At 71.0% G+C, this 20,723-nt stretch carries 16 protein-coding genes and 2 pseudogenes; 12 read left to right on the top strand and 6 right to left on the bottom strand.

Translation table 11 applies throughout. From position 1 onward, the window contains the following. Window positions 1-8: 8 nt before the first annotated feature. Window positions 9-896 (bottom strand): LysR family transcriptional regulator, encoded by an 888-nt coding sequence (locus C4V41_RS05950; RefSeq protein WP_103954782.1) that lies wholly within the window; start codon window positions 894-896, stop codon window positions 9-11. Window positions 897-975: 79 nt separating this feature from the next. Here C4V41_RS05950 and C4V41_RS05945 point away from each other — a divergent pair, with 79 nt between their 5' ends. Then, window positions 976-2,265, top strand: coding sequence for an MFS transporter (locus C4V41_RS05945; RefSeq protein WP_200823786.1), 1,290 nt, complete (start codon window positions 976-978; stop codon window positions 2,263-2,265). Beyond that, window positions 2,189-3,040 carry an SDR family oxidoreductase gene (locus C4V41_RS05940; protein WP_103954781.1) on the top strand — a complete coding sequence of 284 codons (852 nt, stop codon included), beginning with the start codon at window positions 2,189-2,191 and terminating at the stop codon, window positions 3,038-3,040. Before C4V41_RS05945 ends, C4V41_RS05940 begins: the two co-directional genes overlap by 77 nt. Here the strand turns inward: C4V41_RS05940 and C4V41_RS05935 are convergent. The 3 genes and pseudogenes from C4V41_RS05935 to C4V41_RS05925 form a co-directional block, all read right to left on the bottom strand. After that, window positions 3,033-3,848 (bottom strand): TIGR02452 family protein, encoded by an 816-nt coding sequence (locus C4V41_RS05935; protein ID WP_103954780.1) that lies wholly within the window; start codon window positions 3,846-3,848, stop codon window positions 3,033-3,035. The two genes, C4V41_RS05940 and C4V41_RS05935, sit on opposite strands and share 8 nt — an antisense overlap. Before the next feature lie 256 nt (window positions 3,849-4,104). Continuing rightward, window positions 4,105-4,359 (bottom strand): annotated as a pseudogene (locus C4V41_RS64000) (carotenoid oxygenase family protein); the annotation flags it as partial. Between the two features lie 44 nt (window positions 4,360-4,403). Continuing rightward, on the bottom strand, window positions 4,404-5,216 hold the full coding sequence (locus C4V41_RS05925) for a helix-turn-helix domain-containing protein (protein WP_103954778.1): 813 nt from the start codon (window positions 5,214-5,216) through the stop codon (window positions 4,404-4,406). An 89-nt stretch (window positions 5,217-5,305) separates the two neighbouring features. On the opposite strand from C4V41_RS05925, the gene C4V41_RS05920 reads away from it, so the two are divergent. Then, window positions 5,306-5,680 (top strand): nuclear transport factor 2 family protein, encoded by a 375-nt coding sequence (locus C4V41_RS05920; RefSeq protein ID WP_200823785.1) that lies wholly within the window; start codon window positions 5,306-5,308, stop codon window positions 5,678-5,680. Window positions 5,681-5,720: 40 nt separating this feature from the next. After that, window positions 5,721-6,167, top strand: a pseudogene (locus C4V41_RS63995) (RNA polymerase sigma factor); the annotation flags it as partial. A 20-nt stretch (window positions 6,168-6,187) separates the two neighbouring features. Here C4V41_RS63995 and C4V41_RS63990 read toward each other — a convergent pair. Together C4V41_RS63990 and C4V41_RS63985 are read right to left on the bottom strand one after the other, a co-directional pair. Continuing rightward, a complete protein-coding gene (locus tag C4V41_RS63990) occupies window positions 6,188-6,433 on the bottom strand; it encodes a hypothetical protein (protein WP_235029935.1) in 246 nt (81 codons plus the stop codon). Window positions 6,434-6,860: 427 nt separating this feature from the next. Further along, the gene (locus C4V41_RS63985; RefSeq protein ID WP_235029934.1) at window positions 6,861-8,762 is read right to left on the bottom strand and encodes a leucine-rich repeat domain-containing protein; all 1,902 of its coding nucleotides are present in this window, start codon (window positions 8,760-8,762) and stop codon (window positions 6,861-6,863) included. A gap of 433 nt (window positions 8,763-9,195) precedes the next feature. Here C4V41_RS63985 and C4V41_RS65775 point away from each other — a divergent pair, with 433 nt between their 5' ends. The 8 genes from C4V41_RS65775 to C4V41_RS05870 all read left to right on the top strand — a co-directional run bounded on the left by C4V41_RS65775 (window position 9,196) and on the right by C4V41_RS05870 (window position 20,719). Continuing rightward, window positions 9,196-9,921: an SRPBCC family protein gene (locus tag C4V41_RS65775; RefSeq protein ID WP_327536123.1), complete on the top strand. Its 726-nt coding sequence runs from the start codon at window positions 9,196-9,198 to the stop codon at window positions 9,919-9,921. Between the two features lie 79 nt (window positions 9,922-10,000). Beyond that, window positions 10,001-10,435 carry an IS5 family transposase gene (locus tag C4V41_RS05900; protein WP_103954776.1) on the top strand — a complete coding sequence of 145 codons (435 nt, stop codon included), beginning with the start codon at window positions 10,001-10,003 and terminating at the stop codon, window positions 10,433-10,435. A gap of 285 nt (window positions 10,436-10,720) precedes the next feature. Further along, on the top strand, window positions 10,721-12,064 hold the full coding sequence (locus C4V41_RS05895) for a serine hydroxymethyltransferase (RefSeq protein ID WP_103954775.1): 1,344 nt from the start codon (window positions 10,721-10,723) through the stop codon (window positions 12,062-12,064). Then, window positions 12,061-13,095 carry a 2,3-diaminopropionate biosynthesis protein SbnA gene (gene sbnA, locus C4V41_RS05890; RefSeq protein WP_103954774.1) on the top strand — a complete coding sequence of 345 codons (1,035 nt, stop codon included), beginning with the start codon at window positions 12,061-12,063 and terminating at the stop codon, window positions 13,093-13,095. The genes C4V41_RS05895 and sbnA overlap by 4 nt, the downstream gene beginning before the upstream one ends. Then, complete coding sequence (gene sbnB / locus C4V41_RS05885; RefSeq protein ID WP_103954773.1) at window positions 13,076-14,104, top strand: 2,3-diaminopropionate biosynthesis protein SbnB; 1,029 nt, start codon at window positions 13,076-13,078, stop codon at window positions 14,102-14,104. Before sbnA ends, sbnB begins: the two co-directional genes overlap by 20 nt. A gap of 2 nt (window positions 14,105-14,106) precedes the next feature. Continuing rightward, window positions 14,107-14,310 carry an MbtH family protein gene (locus C4V41_RS05880; protein WP_103954772.1) on the top strand — a complete coding sequence of 68 codons (204 nt, stop codon included), beginning with the start codon at window positions 14,107-14,109 and terminating at the stop codon, window positions 14,308-14,310. After that, a complete protein-coding gene (locus C4V41_RS05875) occupies window positions 14,307-18,836 on the top strand; it encodes a non-ribosomal peptide synthetase (RefSeq protein ID WP_103954771.1) in 4,530 nt (1,509 codons plus the stop codon). The genes C4V41_RS05880 and C4V41_RS05875 overlap by 4 nt, the downstream gene beginning before the upstream one ends. Continuing rightward, window positions 18,833-20,719: a radical SAM protein gene (locus tag C4V41_RS05870; RefSeq protein ID WP_146103556.1), complete on the top strand. Its 1,887-nt coding sequence runs from the start codon at window positions 18,833-18,835 to the stop codon at window positions 20,717-20,719. The genes C4V41_RS05875 and C4V41_RS05870 overlap by 4 nt, the downstream gene beginning before the upstream one ends. The last annotated feature ends 4 nt before the right edge of the window (window positions 20,720-20,723 follow it).

The raw sequence follows: 20,723 nt of genomic DNA, 5'->3' as shown, positions 1-20,723 counted from the left end.
CAGCGATGTTAGTCCGGGGTGGACGACACCCGGACGTCCAGCGCGGACAGGAACGCCGCGGCGGCGGGAGATGGGGGGAAACGGCTCCAGATGAGATGCTCCATGCGGGCGGGGGCGTCGCGAAGCCGGAGCGCGGGCAGGTCGGGGAGTTCGGTCGCGAAGGCGGCGGGCAGCATCCCGACGCACAGGCCCTGCCGGATCAGGCTGGTCATGAAGTCCACGTTCGTCACCTCGAAGGCGACTTCGCGCCGTACTCCGGCCGCCGCGAAGGCCTCGTCCGACTGGGCCCGCGCGGCGGTGTCCTGAGGGAAGTCGACGAAGGGCTCGTCCGAGAGCTGCTCCAGGTCCACGCCCTCCCGGCCGGCCAGTGGGTGGCCGGGTGCCACCACGGCGACGAGTTCGCCCCGCGCCAGTTCGCGGCCGCGGACGCCCTTCGGCCGCACGCCCACCGGCAGGCCCAGGAACGCGACGTCGAGGGTGCCCTGACGGACCCGTTCGATGAACTCCTCGCTGGCGCCCGAGCGCAGAGTGATCCGTACCTGGCGATGCCGCAGGTGGAAGTCCTTGAGCGCGGTCGGGAGATCGACCGCGGTGACGGTGGGGATGGCGCCGATGGCGAGCCGGCCCCGGATCTCGCCGGCGGCGGCCGCCACCTCGGCCTGGGCCCGCTCGGCGGCGTCGAGAGCCTGCCGGGCCGCCGGCAGGAACGCCTCGCCGGCCGGGGTCAGCCGGACGCGGCGGCTGGTGCGGTCGAAGAGCTTGGCGCCCAGCTCGCGCTCCAGCCGGGCGATCTGGTGACTCAGCGCGGACTGGACCACCAGGCACTGCTCGGCGGCGCGGGTGAAGTTGCTCGTCTCCGCGACGGCGACGACGTAGCGCATCTGCTGAAGCTCCATGGACCTATCGTGATACGTGATCGGTCGGATGACAAATATGCATTGGACTCATTGATCCCTTATCGCCCAGGCTGGGCGCATGACGATGAATCGCGGGTTGCTCCTGCTCATGTCGGTGGCGACGGGGCTGGCGGTCGCGGGCAACTACTTCGCCCAGCCCCTTCTCGACCTGATCGGCCGGGAGCTGGGGGTCGGGCCCTCGGCGGCGGCGCTGATGGTGACGGCCGCGCAGGCCGGGTACGCGCTGGGGCTGATCCTGCTGGTGCCGCTCGGCGACCTCATGGAGCGGCGGCGGCTCGCCGTGGCGCTCTACCTGGCGACCGCCGCGTTCCTGCTGGTGTCGGCCGCCGCGCCCAACGGCACGGTGCTCCTCATCAGCACCGCCCTGACCGCGCTGACCTCGGTGGGGGCGCAGGTGGTGGTGCCGTTCGCGGCCACGCTGGCGGACCCGGCGGAGCGCGGCCGGGTGGTCGGCACGGTGATGACCGGCCTGATGCTCGGCCTGCTGCTGGCGCGGACCGCGTCCGGAGCGCTGTCGGAATTGGGCGGATGGCGCACGGTCTACTGGGTGAACGCGCTCCTGATGGTCGCGATGGCCGTGCTGCTGCGGATCTTCCTGCCCCGGCTCGGGGGCGACGGGCAGCGGCTGTCGTACGCCGGGCTGCTGCGTTCGACGGTCGCGATGTTCCGGCACGAGGTCCTCCTGCGGTGGCGGGCCGGAATCGGCGCGCTGAGCCTGGCCTCGTTCAGCGTGCTGTGGACGGCGCTGACGTTTCTGCTGGTTCAGCCGCCGTACGAGTGGTCGGAGTCGGCCATCGGGCTGTTCGGCCTGGCCGGGGCCGTGGGCGCGCTGACCGCCACGGTCGCGGGACGGCTGGCCGACCGGGGGCACGTGCAGCTCGTGACCGGCGCGGGCACGGTCCTGCTGGTGGCCTCCTGGGCGGCCATCGCCGCCGGGGCGCACTCGCTGCTCTGGCTGCTCGCCGGCGTGATCGTGCTGGACCTCGCGCACCAGGCGGTGCTCAACAGCAGCCAGAACGTCCTGTACGCGCTCCGCCCCGAAGCCCGCAACCGGATCAACTCCGCCTTCATGACCGCCCTGTTCCTCGGCGGCGCGGTGGGCTCGGGACTGACGTCGGTGGTCTGGGTGTTCGGCGGCTGGGCCGGCGTGTGCGTCCTGGGCGCCACCTTTTCCGCCGGGACCGTCGTGCTCTGGGTCCTGGAGCGTGTCACCAGCCGGCCGGCGGTTCACAAGGGCACAACTGATCTACACCATCAAAAGGAGAACGAGAGTGTCGCGCACCGTACTGATCACCGGCGCCACCGGAACCGTGTCCACCGCGCTGATGAAGGCGCTGGACGGGGCTGACGTGGACCTTCGGACTCTCGTCCGTGACGCGTCCAAGGGGACCGGCAAGGTCTTCGCCGGCGACCTCGGCGACCCCCGGTCGCTGCCGCCCGCCTTCGAGGGCGTACAGGATGTGTGGCTGCTCGTCCCGAACGGCCCGCGCGCCCCTGAGCACAACATGAACGCCCTGTGGGCCGCCCGCCAGGCCGGCGTCGAGCGCGTCGTGCGCCTGTCCGTGATCGGCGCGGCCCACGACGCGCCGAACCGCAGCGGCAGGCTGCACGCGCTGTCGGACCAGGAGACCGAGCGGAGCGGCCTGCGCTGGACGATCCTGCGCCCGCACTACTTCATGCAGAACCTGCTGAACGAGGCCGGCGACATCGCCGCCACCGGCACGTTCTCGCTGAACATGGCCGCGGCGCGGATCGGCCTGATCGACGCCCGCGACATCGCCGAGTGCGCCGCCCGCGTGCTCCTCGACGACCCCGATCGCCACCATGGCCGGACGTACACGCTCACCGGGCCGCGCTCGCTGACGTTCGACGAGGTCGCCGGCGAGCTGGGCCGCGCTCTGGGCAGGTCCGTCACGTACCGGCAGGTCAGTGACGAGGTCAAGCGCGGGTCGCTGGTCGGCTACGGCGTTCCCGAATGGATCGCCGACATGCTCGAAGAGTACGCGCGGGCGTACGCCTCCGGCTGGGGCGACCTCACCACCGGCACGGTCGCCGACCTGCTCGGCCGCCCGCCGCGCGACCTGGCCGGCTTCGCCCGCGACCACGCGGCGGCGTTCAGCTAGGAGCCGCGAACCGCTCCGCGAACGCGGCGCGGTTCGCCGAGTCCGGGCTGCGGTCCCAGACGGCGAACACCACCCGCTCGAACACCCCCGCGAAGGCCCCGCCCAGGTGCGTGTGGAAGGCGGCGGCGACCTCGCGCGGATCGTTGCGGAACACGCCGCAGCCCCACGCCCCGAGCACCAGCGCGCGGGCGCCGTGGTGCGCGGCCACGGCCAGGACGCGCCCCGCCCGCTCGTTCAGCGCCTGCCGGATCCGCTCGCCCGCGTCCGGGTCGCGGCGCAGCGCCTGCCCGGCGTTCGGCGCCGGCGAGGTGAGGAACGAGACGAGGTACGGCTCCGCCAGCAGCCGTCCGCCCTCGCCGCGGTGCACCGGCACGCCGGGCGACCAGATGACGCGGTGGCTGTAGAGCAGGTCGGGCGAGGCCCGGTGCGCGTCGTAGTAGTCGGGCGCCTGGAGGAGACAGGGGTACAGCAGGGCGTTCCTGCACAGGTCCTCCTCCTGCGCCTTGGCGCCGTTGAGGTAACCGCCGCCGGGGTTGCGGGCGGAGGCGAAGTTCAGGACGGCGGTGCCGTCCAGGTTCAGCCGCCGCGCCGCCTGGAGGCTCGTCTCGCCGGTCACCTCGACGTCCGTCCGGTACGCGCCGGTGCCCGCCTGCCCGAGCGGGCCGTCCGGCGGGTGGCTCACGGTCCCGGCGACGGCGGCGCGCAGCGCGGGGCCCACCTCCACGACCGTTCCGTCGGCGGCCGCGTAACGGCCCTCGGCGGCGATCTGCTGGTTCTCGGCCGCGATCTGGCGCAATCTCCCACTCACGCGTCCCGATCGTAGATCGTCACCACTGTTCGGAACGAGCGGTTTTCAGCCGCGCGTGAGGACGTCGATCCCGTCGAGGCCGAAGGTGAACTCGCAGTCCATGCCGTCCTGGTCGTCGTCGAAGGCCCCGCCGGCGAGAGCCTCCCGCACGGCCGGGAAGCGCCCGGTGCCGATGAGCTTCGCGAGCGCGCTGCCATTGCGGAACGACTGGCCGGCGGCCGTCGGGGGTGACGAACGACCGGCCCTCGAGGGCAGCCGTGCGCACCCACCGATTGCGGTACCACTCGGCGCGGCCGTCACGCAGCCGCACGCCGTGCAGCATGCCGGGGCCGTTCTGGAAGTACGCGCTCGTCTGACCGGGCAGCGCGTTGGGGCCATTGCGGACGTAACGCCCGTTGAGCTCTGGCGGCAGGGTTCCGGTGACGGGTAGCGCGGTCGCGTCGATCTCGTCGGGCACGGATCTGAGATGGCCGGGGAAGCCGTACCGCTCGACGGTCACTGCGTCGATCATGGGAGTCCTCGTCGCCGGGGCGGCACAGGGGGAGCCACTCGATGTCACCAGAGTGGAACGCCGCGTGCGATCTGTCCTCCGTTTTCAGAGATCCTGTAATGACGGGCCGTTTCCGGATCGGCCGGGAAGTACGCCTCTATGGCGATCTCGTCCAGGGTGATGTCGAAGGCCGTGCCGAAGGTCGTGATCGTGTTGACGAAGCACAGCTCCGTGCCCTGGTGCCGGATCCGGATGGGCAGGGCGACGTCGGCGGCATTCGGTGGCGGCATCTCGACGGGCGGGCCGTAGGACAGCAGTTCCTCGTGCAGCGCGCTCAGCTCGGGGTCGCCGGTGCGCGCCACCTGCCGGGCCAAGCGGGGCAGCAGGAAGCCGCGTACCTGCGGCAGGTTGAGCAGGCGGGGCGCGAACCCGTCCGGGTGCAGGCCCAGCCGCATCATGTTGACCGGCGGCCGCAGCAGCGCCTCGTCCACGCCGTCCAGGAACACCTCCATGGCGCCGTTGGCGAGCACCAGGTTCCAGCGGTGGTCCACCACGAGGGCCGGGTAGGGCTCGTGGCCGCGTACGACCTGCTCCAGGATCTTCCGCGCGCCGGCCAGATCCGGGTCGTCGAGGGGACGCTGCCGGAAGACGGGCGCGTGCCCGGCGGCGACCAGCAGGCGGTTGCGCTCGCGCAGCGGGACGGCGAGGTGCTCGGCCAGGTGCAGGACCATCGCGCTGCTGGGAATGGTCCGGCCGGTCTCCACGAAGCTGACGTGCCGGGTCGAGACGTCGGCCTGGATGGCCAGGTCGAGCTGGGTGAGCCCGCGCCGGTGCCGCCACACGCGCAGCAGCTCACCGACCGGCCGATCATGACTCATGGGGCCGAGTATGGCCGGGCGTCCGCCGTCCTGGCGATGACATGGCATGTAATCGACAGGCCGGACGGGTGGCTGGGACGGTCGGTGGCATGAACGACATGGCACAACGCAACAGGGAACTCGTCCTGCACGGCTTCGCGGAGTTCGCGGCGGGCAACATCGACATTCTGCGCACGCTGCTGCACGAGGGCTTCGTCGAGCACAGCCCGGGGAACCCGTCGGGGCGGGAGGCGTTCATCGAGTTCATCGCCCAGGCTCCGGTGACGGGGTCGCGGCTGGTGCTCAAGCGGGTCATCGCCGACGACGAATACGCCGTGGTGCACTATCACATGGTGCCGCCCGGCGACGAGCGCGGTGTCGCGGTGGTCGACATCTGGCGGCTGGAGAACGGCCTGATCACCGAGCACTGGGACGTGCTTCAGCCGGTGCCCGAGCCCGCCGAGATCCCAAACGGCATGTTCTGACGCGTGTCACGCTCGTAGATTGCCGGACATCTACCGGCATGTGACATTCCTGAAGAAGGACGATGATGGGGGAACGGCCGAGTCCCGGCGGCGCTTCGAAGAGATCTACACGGAGCACTACGCGGCCGTTTCCGGATATGTCCGGCGGCGCACCGACCACCCGGACGACTGCGCCGACGTGATGGCCGAGACGTTCACCACGGCCTGGCGCCGGCTGGCCGACCTGCCGGCCGGCGACGGGGCCAGGCTGTGGCTCTACGGCACGGCCCGGCGGATCCTGGCCAACCAGCGGCGCGGGGCCCAGCGCCGTACGGCCCTGACGCTGCGCCTTCGCGAGGAGCTGTCCGCGTACGCCGACCCGGCGGTGGACCGGGCGCCGGAGGGAGCCAGGGAGGCGTTCGCGCGCCTGTCGGACGAGGACAGGGAGCTGCTGTCGCTCGTGGGCTGGGAAGGGCTCGGCACCGCAGAGATCGCCAAGGTGCTGGGCTGCTCACGGGTGGCGGTCCGTCAGCGGCTGCACCGCGCCCGCAAGCGCCTGGCCGCCGAGCCGGCCGCCATCGACATCGACCTGAGCACGTACGGCCCGCGCGCCGTGAGCCTCACCCAGATCATGGACTCCGGCGAACCCGCTCCGCGCGCGCGGCGCGTACGGTGGCGGCCCCTGATCGCGCTGCCGATCGCGGCGGCCGTCGCCACGGCGGGCTGGTCGGCCATGGCCGTCCTCGGCGCCGCGCCCGCCGCCGCGCTGGACATCAAGGACGAGGGCGACCACTACCTCATCGAGATCAAGGACCTGTACGCCAACAGCGCGGCGTACGAGACGCAGCTCAAGGACGCGGGCATCGACATCTCGCTCAGGGTCGTGCCCGTCTCCCCTTCCATGGTGGGCGAGATCATGAAGGACGTTCCGGGATGGGTCGATGGCCCTAAGTCCAACGCAGCCAAGATCAAGACGATCGACCGCCCGGAGGGGTGCGGTGCCACGCGGAGCTGCCCGATCGGGCTCACCATCGCCAAGGACTTCACCGGCACGGGCGAGATCACGCTCGGCCGTGCGGGCCGTCCGGGGGAGGAGTACCAGGGGGCCGCGTCGTCAGCGAGACGCCGATGGACGAGGAGCTCGTGCGCAAGATCTTGGGCAAGGACGGCTGCCCCGTGGAGTCGTGACCGTCGCCCGCTTCTAGAGCAGGCCGCGTTCAGTCAGGTCGGGGCAGTCGTGGATGTCCACCCGTTCCAGCGACGGCAGGCCGGTCACTGCGCCGAGGTCGCGCAGCCGGGGGCAGCCGCTGACCTCCAGCGAACGCAGGGCGGGCAGGTGCGTGAACCCGTCGAGCGTGCGCAGGCCGTCGATCCCGCACAGGCGCAGCGCCTCCACCTGAGGGAGCACGGAGGGCAGGAGCAACCCGTCGAGGTCGGGCAGGTAGCCGAGCGTGAGCGCGCGCAGCGCCGGCATCCGGCTCAGCACGGACAGGTCCTTCACCGTCGGGGGCCCGAACAGTTCGACCGTCGCGATCGACGGGTGGTCCGCCAGCGCGTCCAGGGAGGTGACGTCGTGCTCGGGGAAGAGCACGATCTTGGTGAGGGACGGAAAACGTGCCAGGAAACGCAGGCCGGGAAGCGGGCGGCGGGGAAGGGACAGGACGGCGAGACCGGGATGGCCCGCCCGGTCCAGGCCCGTCATCGCATCGGCGTTCAGCGTGCGCAGCGCGGGCAGCCCTTCGAGCCCGTCGAGGCTGACCGGCCGGTCGGAGTCGAGGTGCAGTTCGGTGAGGGCGTCGAGTCCGTGCAGGTCACGCAGGGACGCCGGGGAGAAGTCGAGATGCAGCTCCTTGAGACCGCGCAGGCCGGTCAGCCGGCGTGGATCCTCAAGGAGCGGGCACCCGAGGAGGTCGAGCTTTTCGAGCCGGTCGTCCAGCGCGCCCAGATCCGCCAGTTCGGGGCAGTTCCAGATCCTCAACGAGCGTACGCCGGGGATGCCCGTCAGTGTGGTGAGCCGGTTCAGGTGATCCAGGTCCAGCTCGTCCAGCCGCAGTTCGGTCAGCGGGGCGAGATCGCGGATCCGCAGCATCCCCAGGCCGAGCCGGCGCAGAGCGGGCAGCTCGGACAGGTCGTGCAGCCGGTCGGTGCCCCACAACTGGACTTCGGCGATCGACGGATGTCCCGCCAGCCCCTCCAGCGAGGTCGGCTCGTGCTCGTCGCCGATCCTGATCGTGGTCAGGGCGGGGAAGCGGGAGACGAAGCGCAGATCGGGCAGCGGGACGCGCGGCAGGCCGAGGGCGGTCAGGTGGTGGTACGGTCCGCCGCCGTTCAGGGCCTCCGTGTCGCCGTTCGGTTCCAGTGAGAGCGTCCGCAGCGCGGGCAGCGCGTCGATGCCGTCGATCGAGGTGAGCGGCGTGGCGGAGGAGCCGGCCGTCAGCTCCTCCAGGGCGTCGAGGTCGCGCAGGCCGGTGAGCGCGGTGACCCCGGTGTGGCCGAGATCGAGGTTCCGTAACCGGGGCAGTCCGGACAGCGGGCGTACGTCGCTGAGCGACCGGCAGTGTGACAGGTCCAGCGTCATCAGCTTGCGCATGCCCGCCAGCGGGGCGAGGTCGCTGATCCGGGTGCCGGAGAGGTCGAGGTACTCCAGTCGCGTCAGTGCGGCCAGAGGCGAGAAGTCGGTCACGAGCCGGGCCTGGTCGAGCCGCAGCTCGATCAGGCCGGTGAGGCCGGCGAGCTCGGCGATGTCGTCGTAGAACGCGCGGCCGCGCAGGTCGACCTTGCGCAGGGTGCTCAGGTGGCGCAGGCCGGGTGTCAGGGATCTCTCGCTGATCCGCAGCTCGGTACGTTCTTCGCGGACGAACGCGGGCGCCAGCAGGAACTCGGCGAACCCGGCCGGATCCGGCGTCGCGGGCCAGAACTTGAGCAACCGCTCGGTGGGCGGCAGGGCGATCCCGGCGAACTCGGCGGCCAGTTCGAGCGCCGGCCGCGAGACCGTGGGGGCGACGATGGCGAGCTCGCGGATCGCCCGCCAGGCGCGTGCCGGGGTTGCCTTGGGCAGCAGTGCGCGGAGGGCCGCGAGGTCCGGCGCTGTGGGGGTGGCCATGCCGCCGCACCTTACCGGCGCCCACCGACAGCAACCTTCCGGACGGAGACCGTCGACCCCGCAGCCCGCACGCCCCTCCCCGCCGCACTTCGGCGCGGCTCCCTTTAAGGGAAGAAGGGGGCCGGTTCACCTGCGGCGATTCGGCCCGCGCAAGGGAGATGGGGAGGTCGGTTCGCCTGCGGCGATTCGGCACGTGCACGGAAGGAGGGCCGGTCGCCTGCGGCGATTTGTAGCGCGACGAGGCGTCTGCCCTTGAGGTCGGTTCGTTGCCAGACGCGCGCGACTGGTCGTCGTCGCGCCCGGTCGCGATGACGCGGCCGGTGCCGAGCGGTCGCGCCACCCTGACCGCGAGCCGCCCCGCGACCCCGACACCGCTCGCGTCATCTCCGCCTCTCAGCTCTCCCGCAAGATGGCCGCGATCTCCGAACTCGCCATGAGCGCTCTGGTGGCGCGTGGCATCGTCCTGACGGTGGAGCGGTTCACCGTCGGCTACGTCCTGGAGGAGCAGGCCGGTCCTCCGGGCGAGGACGCTCTGGACGGCTTCGGCATGGCCGGTTTCGCCGAGGCGTACCCCACGGTGATCGCCGGCGTGGCCGAATGCTTCCAGCCCGGCCGCACCGGCGGCGACCTGTTCCGCGAGTGCGCCGCCCTGATCGTCGAGGGGCCGGGGCGAGGGAGGAGGATGGTCCCGACCTTGCCGGAGATCGACGGGAGATGGGTAATGGGCGAGCGACAGGTCTCGGTCACGCGGATCATCAACGCGGACAGCGACACGATCTTCGACTTACTGGCCGACCCGCGCAAACACCACCTGATCGACGGATCGGGCACCGTGGGGGAGCCCAAGACGGACGCGCCGGAGCGGCTGAGCATGGGCGCGCGGTTCGGGATGGACATGAAGATGAGCGTCTCGTACAAGGTCAGGAACGAGGTGGTGGAGTTCGAGGAGGGGCGCCTGATCGCCTGGCGGCACGGCGGCGGGCACCGGTGGCGCTGGCGGCTCGAACCCCTTGATCCGGGCACCACCCGCGTCACCGAGACCTTCGACTGGTCGACGGCGAAGATCGGCCTGCTGTTCCCGCTGCTCGGGTTCCCGTCCAGGAACAGGGCGGGGATGGAGAAGAGCCTGGAGCGGCTGGCGAACCTGCTCGAACGGTGATCGGCGCGACGGCCGTTCTCCTTGTTTGAGAAGTTCGATCTTGTGGCGAGATTATGGAGGCTGATGTCAGGGTGGCCGGATGCCCCTTGATCGTTACCCTTCTGATCTGTCTGACGCGCAGTGGAAGCTGATCGAGCCTCTGCTGCCTGGGCCTAACACCGGCGGGCGCCCGGAGAAGCACCCGCGCCGTGAGATCGTCAACGCGATCCTGTACGTGCTGCGCTCCGGCTGCCCGTGGCGCTACCTGCCCACCGACCTGCCGCCGTGGCAGACCGTGTACTGGTACTTCCAGCAGTGGGAGCAGGCCGGCATCATCGAGGCGCTGCTGGCCAGGCTGCGCATCAAGGTCCGCCGCCAGCAGGGCCGCGACGACGAGTCGCCGGCGGACGTCATCGACCTGCGCGGCGCCAAGGACGCGAGCCCGGGAAACGGCGCCGACGGCCGCCGGTGGTTCGGTCTCAGTGACACCGCCGGCCTGCTCATGGTCGTCGCCAACATGGCCGCCTGCGGCTAGCCCGCGACATCCGGGGCCACTTCCTTCATGTCCGATTTTCGGATGAAGAATCTTTTCAAACACGCGCTTGACCGCCATCCTCCACGCTATGGTCCCCGTGATCAATTCGCGCGATTAGCCGGAAGCGAGGTGGATTCGGGGGGAGAAGCCTGCGCGGAGTGTGCTGACTTCGCGAGTCAAGTCGCGTTGGGTGTCATGTAAATCGGGGAGAAATTGAATTCTCAATCTGTGCGGGCCGCACATGCCCGGCAATCACACGTTGGGTCGGCAGGATCGCCCTTCGACTTGTTCATCCGGCGGGGCTACGCCCTCCTCGCCCAAGAGGATCCCCTGCTGCACCGGGCCCTGGTCGCCGAGCACCAGCGCCAGGACGGCACGCTGATGATGGTCGCGTCCTCCAGCATCGTGGACCCCTCCGTGCTGGCCTGCATGTCCTCCGTGGCCATGAACGTGACCGCCGAGGGCTATCCCGGTGCCCGATATCACGCCGGGTGTGGCGAAATCGATCCCATTGAGCAATACGCCATCGACCGCGCCATGGCGGTCTTCGGGGCGCGTTACGTGAACGTGCAGGCACATTCAGCGACGACGGCCAACTATGCGGTGATGTCGGCCCTGCTGAACCCGGGTGACGTGATTCTCGGAATGAAGCTGGATCAGGGCGGCCACCTCACGCACGGATTCCCCGCCGCCTATTCCGGCACGTATTTCCAGGCCATCAACTACGGCCTTGACAACAATCGGCGCATCGACTATAAGCAGGCCCGCGAACTCGCGCTCGAACACCGGCCGAAGCTCATCGTCTGCGGCGCCACCGCGTACCCGAGAACGGTGGACTTCGCCAGGTTCAGGGAGATCGCCGACGAGGCCGGCGCGCTGCTGCTCGCCGACATCTCCCACATCGCCGGTCTGGTCGCCACCGGTCTGCACCCCAGCCCGGTCGACCACGCGCACATCACGACGACCTGCACGCACAAACAGCTCGGCGGCCCGCGCGGCGCGCTGATCATGTCCGGGCGGGACGCCGGCACGCCGTTCGGCGAGGACGGCAGGACCCTGGCCCAGCGCCTGCGCTCGGCGATCTTCCCCTACTTCCAGGGCGCGCCGATCCTGCCGGTGATCGCGGCCAAGGCGCGCATGCTCTCGCTCGTGCAGACCGAGGAGTACCGGGCCGCCGCGCGGCGCATCGTGGACAACGCCGCGCTGCTCGCCTCGGAGCTGGCCGGGCTGGGCTACCAGGTGATCACCGGCGGCACCGACAACCACATCGTCCTGCTCGACTTCATCGGGCAGCCCATCAGCGGGCTGGTCGCCGAGCGGGCCCTGGAGGACGTGGGGATCGTCGTCAACAAGAACCACATCCCCGGCGACCCGCGCCCCTCGACCGTCACCAGCGGCGTGCGCATCGGCACGAACTCCGTCGCGCAGCGCGGGTTCGGCCCCTCCGAGATCCGGCAGTGCGCCCAGTTGATCGACTCGGTGCTGCGCGCCGTCCGCCCGCTGGGGGAGCGCGACTACGAGCTGGAGGACTTCACCCGCCAGGCCGTACGCGCCGACGTTCGCAAGCTGGCCTCCCAGTTCCCCATCCCCCGGTACGTGCCCGTCGACCGCAGGCAGCCAAGCGAGTGAGCGCGCTGCTCACCAGGCTCGACATGCTCCGCGCCGCCTTCGGCCAGACCCCGGTCGTCCGGCTGGCCGACGACACGGTGGAGCTGTACGCCAAGCTGGAGTTCGCCAACCCCAACGGCAGCACGAAGGATCGTTCCGCGTACTGGATCCTGAAGCGCGCGATCGAGCGGGGCGACATCACCGAGGACACCACGGTCATCGAGTCCTCGTCGGGGAACTTCGCGATCTCCATGGCGTCCTTCTGCCAGGCGCTCGGCCTGCGGTTCGTCCCGGTCATCGACCCGAACTGCAACGCGCCCACCGAGGCGTACCTGCGGACCATCTGCGAGCGCGTCGTCAAGGTCGACGAGCCGGACGGGTCGGGCGGTTACCTGCGCACCCGGCTGACCCGGGTGCGGCAACTGGTCGCGGAGCTGTCGCCGGCGTACTGGCCCAACCAGTACAACAACCCGGACGCCCTGGAAGGGCATTACCGGATGACCGGCGGCGAACTCTGCGGGGCCCTCAGGACCATCGACTACGTCTTCGTCGGCGTCAGCACCGGTGGCACGATCGCCGGGCTGTCCAGGCGGCTCAAAGAGTTGTTCCCGGACGTCACCGTGGTCGCCGTGGACGCGGCCGGATCGGCCATCTTCCGCCAGCCGCCCTCCGTGCGCCGCATCCCCGGCCTCGGCTCCAGCATCGTGCCCGCGCTGTGCGAGCAGGCGTGGATCGACGACGTCGTCATCGTGCCGGAGAAGCAGGCGGTGGAAGGCTGCCACGAACTGTTCGAGCGGTACGGGCTCTACACGGGCGGCTCGACCGGCAGCGTCTACGCCGCCATCCGCGGCTACTTCGACCAGCGCCCGCCCTCCGGCGGCAAGCCCACGGTCGTGTTCCTCTGCGCCGACAGCGGCACCCGCTACACGGACACGATCTACAACCCCACCTGGGTCAAGGAGTCCCTCGGCGAGGAGGCGGCGGAATCACGGCCGGTCGTGCTCCACCTGAACGAGGGCCGAAAGGAAGAACATGCCAGGCTCGTCCCTTGATCTGCCGTCCCTGCGTACGCTGACCGGAGCCGACGTACTGAAGCACGTCGACGGCGGCCGCCCCGAGTGCCTCGACGTCGTACGCCGCGCCTATCTCACCCATGAGCGCGGCGACAGCTCCAACCCGCACAGCGCGTTCCTGCGCTTCCCGCACCTGCCCAAGTCGCGGATCATCTCGCTGCCGGCGTACCTGGGCGGCGAGTTCGACGTGGCCGGCATCAAATGGATCGCCAGCTTCCCCGATAACCCGGCCACCCACGGGATCCCGCGGGCCTCCGCCGTCCTGGTGCTCAACGACATGGACACCGGCTACCCGTTCGTCTGCATGGAGTCGTCCATCGTGTCGGCGACCCGTACGGCAGCCTCGGCCCTGCTCGGCGCGGAGGCGCTCAGCGGCGGCCGCGTCGCCCAGCGGATCGGTGTGATCGGCACCGGCCTGATCGCCGGGCACGTCTGGAAGTTCCTGCGCGACCTGGACTGGAAGGTCGGCGGGTTCCGGCTGTTCGACCGGGAGCGGTCGCACGCCGAGCGGTTCGGCCGGACGCTCACCGAGCAGGGCGCGCAGGACGTCGTCGTCACCGACGACGTGCGCGACGCCTTCGCGGACTGCGACCTCGTGGTGCTGACCACCGTCGCCGGTGAGCCGCACCTGCACGACCCGGGCCTGCTGGCGCACGCGCCCGTCGTGCTGCACCTGTCGCTGCGGGACCTGGCCCCCGAGATGGTGCTGGCCGCGCAGAACATCACCGACGACGTGGACCACGCCGTACGGGAGAACACCTCGCTGCACCTGGCCGAGCGGCGGACCGGCGACCGGAGCTTCATCGACGGCACCATCGCGGGCGTGCTGAACGGCGACGTGGCCGTCGACCGCTCCCGGCCGGTGATCTTCGCTCCGTTCGGGCTCGGGGTGCTCGACCTGGCCATCGGCAAATGGGTGCACGACCGTGCGGTCGCCCAGGGCGACGGTGACGACAATCCGGACTTCTTCGGCGAGGCAGTGAGGTAGACATGAGCGATTCCCTTCAGTACAAGGTCGTGGCGAACCACGAGGAGCAGTACTCGATCTGGTTCGCCGAGCGCCCGCTGCCGGCCGGCTGGAACGAGACCGGCTTCACCGGCACGCGCCAGGACTGCCTGGACCACATCGCCACGGTGTGGACGGACCTCACGCCCAAGTCGGTCCGTGAGCGGCTCGCGGGACAGGCTCCGTGAGCTCACTCGACGAGCGGCTGGCGGAGCTCCCGGCGAACCGGCAGGCGCTGCTGGCCAAGCTGCTCAGCCGGCGGCGGGCGGCGGCCAGGCCGGAGATTCCGCGCGGCGAAGGACGGCGTCCGCTCTCGTTCGCGCAGCGGCAGTTCTACGTCCTGTGGCGGCAGGAGCCGGACGGCGGCCTGTACAACGTGCCGATGGCGGTGCGGCTGCGGGGCGAGTTCGACGCCGGCGCGGCCGAGGCGGCCTTGCGCGACGTCGTGCGCCGCCACGAGATCCTGCGCACGCGCTACGTCACCGAGGACGACGAGCCGGTGACGGCGCTCGGCGCGCCCGAGGAGTTCGAGCTCACGCGCACGGACGTGTCCGGAGAGGCGGTGGCGCGCGAACTCGCCGCCGGGTTCGCGGCCAGGCCCTTCGATCTGGAGACCGGGCTGCCGCTGCGCGCCACCCTGATCCGGCTCGCGGACGACGACCACGTGCTGGTCGTCGTGGTGCACCACATCGCCACGGACGGCGCCTCCACGAGCATCCTGTTCCAGGAGTTCGCCGCCGCCTACACCGCGCTGCGCGCCGGCTCCCCGCCCGCGCTGCCGGAACCGCCCATCCAGTACGCCGACTACGCCGGCTGGCAGCGCTCCACGACCGAGGGCGAGCGCCTGGAACGCGGCCTGGAGTTCTGGGACGCCTGGCTGGAGGGCGTGGAGACGTCGCTGGACCTGCCGACGGACCGGCCACGCCCTTCCCGGCCCACGCACGCCGGCGGCCGGCGCAAAAGGCGCATCCCCCGCGCACTCGCGGCCCGCATGCACGAGTTCGCGGCGGCCCAGGGCGTGACGCCCTTCATGACCGCGCTCACCGCGCTCGGCGTGGTGCTGCGCCGGCAGAGCGGCAAACAGGACTTCCTGGTCGGCACGCCCGCCTCGAACCGGCCCACCCCGCACACCGAACGGCTCATCGGCTGCTTCGCCAACACCCTGGTGCTCCGCGTCCGCCCGCCGGGCTCCGCCACGGTGCGCGAAGGGCTGCGCCAGGTGCGCGACGACGTGGCGGCGTCGTACGACCACCAGGACGTGCCGTTCGAGAAGGTCGTCGCGCTGCGCCGGCCCGAGCGGACCCTCACCCGCAATCCGCTCTTCCAGGTGATGTTCGTCTACCAGCAGGTCCCCGAGACGGCGGGGCTGCCGGGGCTGGCGGTGGAGCGGTTCGACCTGCACAACGGGACCGCCAAGTTCGACCTTGACCTGTCGCTGCTCGACGGCCCCGAGGGCATCGACGTGAGCTGCGAGTACGACGCCGAGATCTTCACCCCGGAGCGCATCGACGCGCTGCTCGGCCACCTGGAGAACGCGATCGCCGCCATGGTCGCCGGCCCGGAGGCGGCCCTGTCGTCGCTGCCGGTCCTCGGCGAGGCCGAGCGGCGGCGCGCGGCCCTGGAGTGGAACGCCACGGAGGTCCCGTACCCGGCGGACCAGACCATCGCGGGCCTGTTCGCCGAGCGGGTCGCGGCGGCGCCCGGCGCGCCCGCCGTGCGCACCACGGCGGGCACCCTCACCTACGACGAGCTGGACCGGCGCTCCAACCGGCTGGCCCGGCTGCTGGCGGAGCGCGGCGCGGGCCCGGGCACGGTGGTCGGGGTCGCCACCGACCGCACCGCCGACCTGCCGCTCGCCGTGCTGGCGGTGCTCAAGTCCGGCGCCGCCTACCTGCCGCTCGACACCGCTCACCCGGCCGATCGCCTGGCCTTGATGGTGGCGGACTCGGGCGCGCTGGCCGTGCTCACCAACCGCTCGGTGGCCGGCCGGGTGCCGGCGGCGCACGCCCCCGTGCTGGTCCTCGAAGACCTGGCGGAACGGCTGGACGCGCTCCCGGACGAGCCGGTCGAGTCCGCCGCCACGCCTGAGGACCTGTGCTACGTCATCTTCACCTCGGGCTCCACCGGCCGCCCCAAGGCCGTGCTGCTCGACCAGCGCGGCCGGATCAACAACTTCGCCGACTTCAACCGCCGGTACGAGATCGGCCGCGGCGACGCCGTGCTGTCGGTGTCCTCGCTGGCGTTCGACATGACGGCGTACGACGTGATCGGCACCCTGCTGGCCGGCGGCACGATGGTGCTGCCGGAGCCGGCGCGCGAGCGCGACCCGGGCCACTGGCTGGACCTGATCCGCGAGCACGAGGTCAGCGTCTGGCACTCCGTCCCCGCCCTGCTGGGCCTGCTCATCGACGCGGCGGACGACCTCGGCGTCGCCCGGCTCCCGTCGTTGCGCGTCGTGCTGCTGGGCGGCGACTGGATCCCGACGACCATGCCGGACGCCCTGCGCGCCCTCTCACCGGACGCCCGCGTCGTCAGCCTGGGCGGCGCGACCGAGGCCTCCATGGACTCGACGATCTTCGAGGTCGGCGCGGTGGATCCGGCCTGGCGGAGCATCCCCTACGGCAGGCCCATGGCCAATCAGCTCGCCTATGTCGTCGATCCCGAGGGCCATCTCGTGCCGCCCGGCGTGCCGGGGGAGCTGTTCCTCGGCGGCGCGGGGCTGGCCTGGGGCTATCTGGGAGCCGCCGCGCAGACCGCGGACCGGTTCCTGCCGAACCCGTTCAGCGGCGTGCCGGGCGACCGGATGTACCGCACGGGCGACCTGGCCCGATACGGGCCGGACGGCCTGCTCGAACTGCTGGGCCGGATCGACTTCCAGGTCAAGATCGCGGGCAACCGCATCGAGCTGGGCGAGGTCGAGGCCGCGCTGCGCGCGCAGCCGGAGATCGCCCAGGCCGTGGTCGCGGCCCCGGAGACCGGCGGCCGGCGCACCCTGGTCGGGTACGTGGTGCCCGAGGACGGCGGCACCGAACCGGACCCGGGCGCGCTGCGCGAGCGGCTGCGCGCCGCGCTGCCGGAGTACATGGTGCCGTCGGCCCTGGTCGTCATGGAGCGGATCCCGCTCACGCCCAACGGCAAGGTGGACCGTGGACGGCTGCCCGTCCCCGGCGCGGAGCCCGAGCCGGGCGGCGACGCCCAGGGGCGCGAGCCCAAGACGCCGACCGAGCTGACGCTCGCCGAGGTGTGGCGCAACCTGCTCGGACGTGAGGGCATCACGGCGGACGACGGGTTCTTCGCGCTCGGCGGCGACTCGGTGGCCTGCATCCGCATGGTGACCCGGGCCCGGGCGGCCGGTCTGGAGCTGACGCCGCGCCTGGTGTTCCAGCACCAGACGATCGGGGAGCTGGCGGCGGCGATCGACAACGCCGCGAACGAACCGGCCGAAACGACGACCGGCGCGGATCGGCACGTCCTCGCGCCCATCCAGCGGCACATGCTCTCCGTCGGACGCCTTCAGCCGGTGCCCGGCCTGTACGTCATCCAGTCCGCGTTCCCGCTGCCCGGCGAGCTCGACGAGAGGGCGTTCCAGGAAGCCTGGGAGTGGCTGTTCGCCCGCCACGCGATCCTGCGCACGTCGTACGAGGACGTGGCCTCCGGCCGCCCCCGGCCGGTCGTCGCCGGCCGCGTCGAACCGCCCATCCGCACCCGCGACCTGCGCGGCCTGACGCTGGACGAGCAGGACCGCGCGGTCCTCGCCGAGCTGGACGAGGAGCGCCGCGCCGGGTTCGACCTGGCGGTGGCCCCGCTGATCAAGTTCCTGCGCTACCGGCTGACCGACGACGTGCAGCTCGTCGTGCAACTGCACCACTACAGCGTGCTGGACGGCTGGTCCTGCATGCAGCTCCGCAAGGACCTGCTCGCCGCCTACCTGGCGTTCATCACCGGTGAGCGGCCGGAGCTGCCCGAGCCGCCGCCCTTCGACGAGCACGTCAGGTGGATCGCCGCCCGGGACACGGCCGGCGCGGCCCGCTTCTGGGCCGGCCACCTCGGCGACAGCCCCGGCCCCTGGGCCGGGCCGCCGGAGGACGGGCACCTGGCCGGGCGGCCGGTCCGCCTGGTCACCGACCTGGACCCGGCGCTGCTGAAGGGCCTGGACGCCTACGGGCGGGAGCACGGCGTCACGTTCGCCACGCTCGTCCAGCTCGCCTGGGCGGAGGTGGTGGCCGGGCTGTCCGGGCGCGACGACGTCGTGTTCGGCGTCACGACCTCCGGCCGGCCCGCGCTGGCGGGCGCGGAGTCGGCCGTCGGGCCGTTCATCAACACCATGCCGGTGCGCTTCGCCTTCCGGGCGGGCGAGCCGGTCGTGGCGGCGGCCGCGCGGCTCCAGGTGGAGCGGGCGGTGGCCGAGGAGCACGCCGTGCTCGAACTCGGCGCGATGACCCAGGGACGGGCCCTGGAGTCGGTCCTGGTGTTCGACAACTATCCGGTCGACGAGTCGCTGCGGGCGGCCGCGCTGCCGGACGCGGTGGACCACCCCCTCATCAGGAGGGATCTGGGCCTGGCCCAGACGGAGTTCCCGGTCCGGGTCGACGTGCTGCGCGGCGCTCAAGACGCGCTGGCGTTCACGTTCGCGGCCGATCGGGCGCTTCCGGAGCAAGCACGGGAGCTGGGCGCGCGGCTCGTCGCCGCGTTGGAACGAATGGGGAACGCATGAAGACAGTGACCACGGTGGAGCTCTCGGTCTTCGAGCGCATCACCCCGCTCGTCTCCGGCTATCTGGAGGCGTACGCGTCCACGGATCCGGTGGTGTCCAAGGAGTACCGGTTCGACAAGTACACGACGAGCATCAAGACGCCGCTCGACGACATCGCCAGGGACCTGATCGGCAGGCCGTCGGACGTCTTCGCGTTCTCCACCTACGTCTGGAACATCGGCCTGGTGCGGCCGCTGGTCAAGATGGTGCGCGAGGCCAGGCCGGACGCCCACATCATGCTGGGCGGCCCGCAGGTGATGCACCACGGGTTGCGCTACCTCGACCCGGCGGACGAGAAGCTCGCCCTGTGCAACGGGGAGGGTGAGATCACCTTCACCGAATATCTGAGGGAGCTGACCGAGCCGCACCCCGACATCACCAAGGTCGAGGGGCTGAGCGTCTACCGCGACGGCGAGCTGGTCAACACCGGTGACCGGGCTCGCATCAAGGACCTCGACACCATTCCGTCGCCGTTCCTGTCCGGGCTCATCCTGCCCGAGTACAGCATCAGCATCATCGAGACCAACCGCGGCTGCCCCTACCACTGCGGGTTCTGCTTCTGGGGCGCGGCGACCAACGACCGGGTGTACCGCTTCGACGAGGACCGGATCCGTGACGAGCTGACCTGGATGTCGCGCAACGGCACACTTTTTCTGTACATCGCCGATGCCAACTGGGGCATGCTCGCCCGCGACGTCGAGTTCTCCGAGCACATCGCGGCGCTGGCGCGGGAGAACCACCTGCCCAACGTCGTCTACTTCTCCGCCGCGAAGAACAAGCCGCACGCGGTCACCAAGATCACGGGGATCTTCCAGGAGGCGGGGCTCGTCACCTCCCAGCCGGTGTCGATGCAGACGCTGGAGCCGGAGAGCCTGAAGATCATCCGGCGGGACAACATCAAGCTGGACGCCTTCGCCTCCGTCCAGGACGACCTGCGCGACCGGGGGCTGAGCTCCTTCATCGAGCTGATCTGGCCGCTGCCCGGCGAGACGCTGGAGACGTTCAAGAAGGGCATCGGGACGCTGTGCGAGAAGGACGCGCACACGATCATCTCGTACTCGCACCTGCTGCTGAACAACACGCCGATCTACCACAACCGGGACAAGCTCGGCCTGATCACCCGGTCGGCCGGCGGCGGTGTCGCGGAGGCGCAGATCGTCATCGGCACCGAGCAGGTGAGCACCGACGAGTTCGTCGAGGGCATGCGGTACTTCTACGCCGTCCACGCGGTGCACAACACGCGCAGCCTGCGGGCGACCGGCAAGTACCTGACCGGCAAGGGCATCGTCACCTACCCCGAGCTGTTCTCGGCGTTCGTCGACCACTGGCGCTCGCTGCCGGCCGACGACCCGATCGTCGAGTACGTCGAGCGGTCGATCCGCGACGCGCTCTACTACGACGTCGGCAACTACGGCCTGTTCATCCACACCGTGCTGCACGAGCACCGCGCGCTGTTCACCCGGCAACTGCGCGAGTTCGCCCAAGCGCAGCCGTGGTGGTCGGACGAGACCGCGCGCGGCCTGTTCGAGATCGACCTGCTCAACCGGCCCTACGTGTACAGCTCCACGCCGCTCGAAGTCCACGACCACCCGTTCGAGGCGCTCAAGGTGGTGGCGTCCGAGGGCCGGGCCTACACGGTCGAACTGGACAGGGCCTGGCACGAGAGCCTGGCCACGGCCGTCCGGCTCGACCCGGCGCCCCCGGCCGGGACGGTGTTCACGGTGGACCACAAGCGGCTGCAGTACCCGTACATGGCCGCCCAGAGCCTGGACCACAACGCCAACTACTGCCACGGCATCATCGAGAAGATCGAGAACATCGTGCCGTTCTGGCGTACGGCCTGAGGAC

This window comes from Nonomuraea solani, from assembly GCF_900108335.1.
GTDB lineage: Bacteria > Actinomycetota > Actinomycetes > Streptosporangiales > Streptosporangiaceae > Nonomuraea > Nonomuraea solani.
The sequence above is the reverse complement of the archived record's forward strand: the minus strand, read 5'-3'. Positions and strand labels throughout refer to the sequence as shown.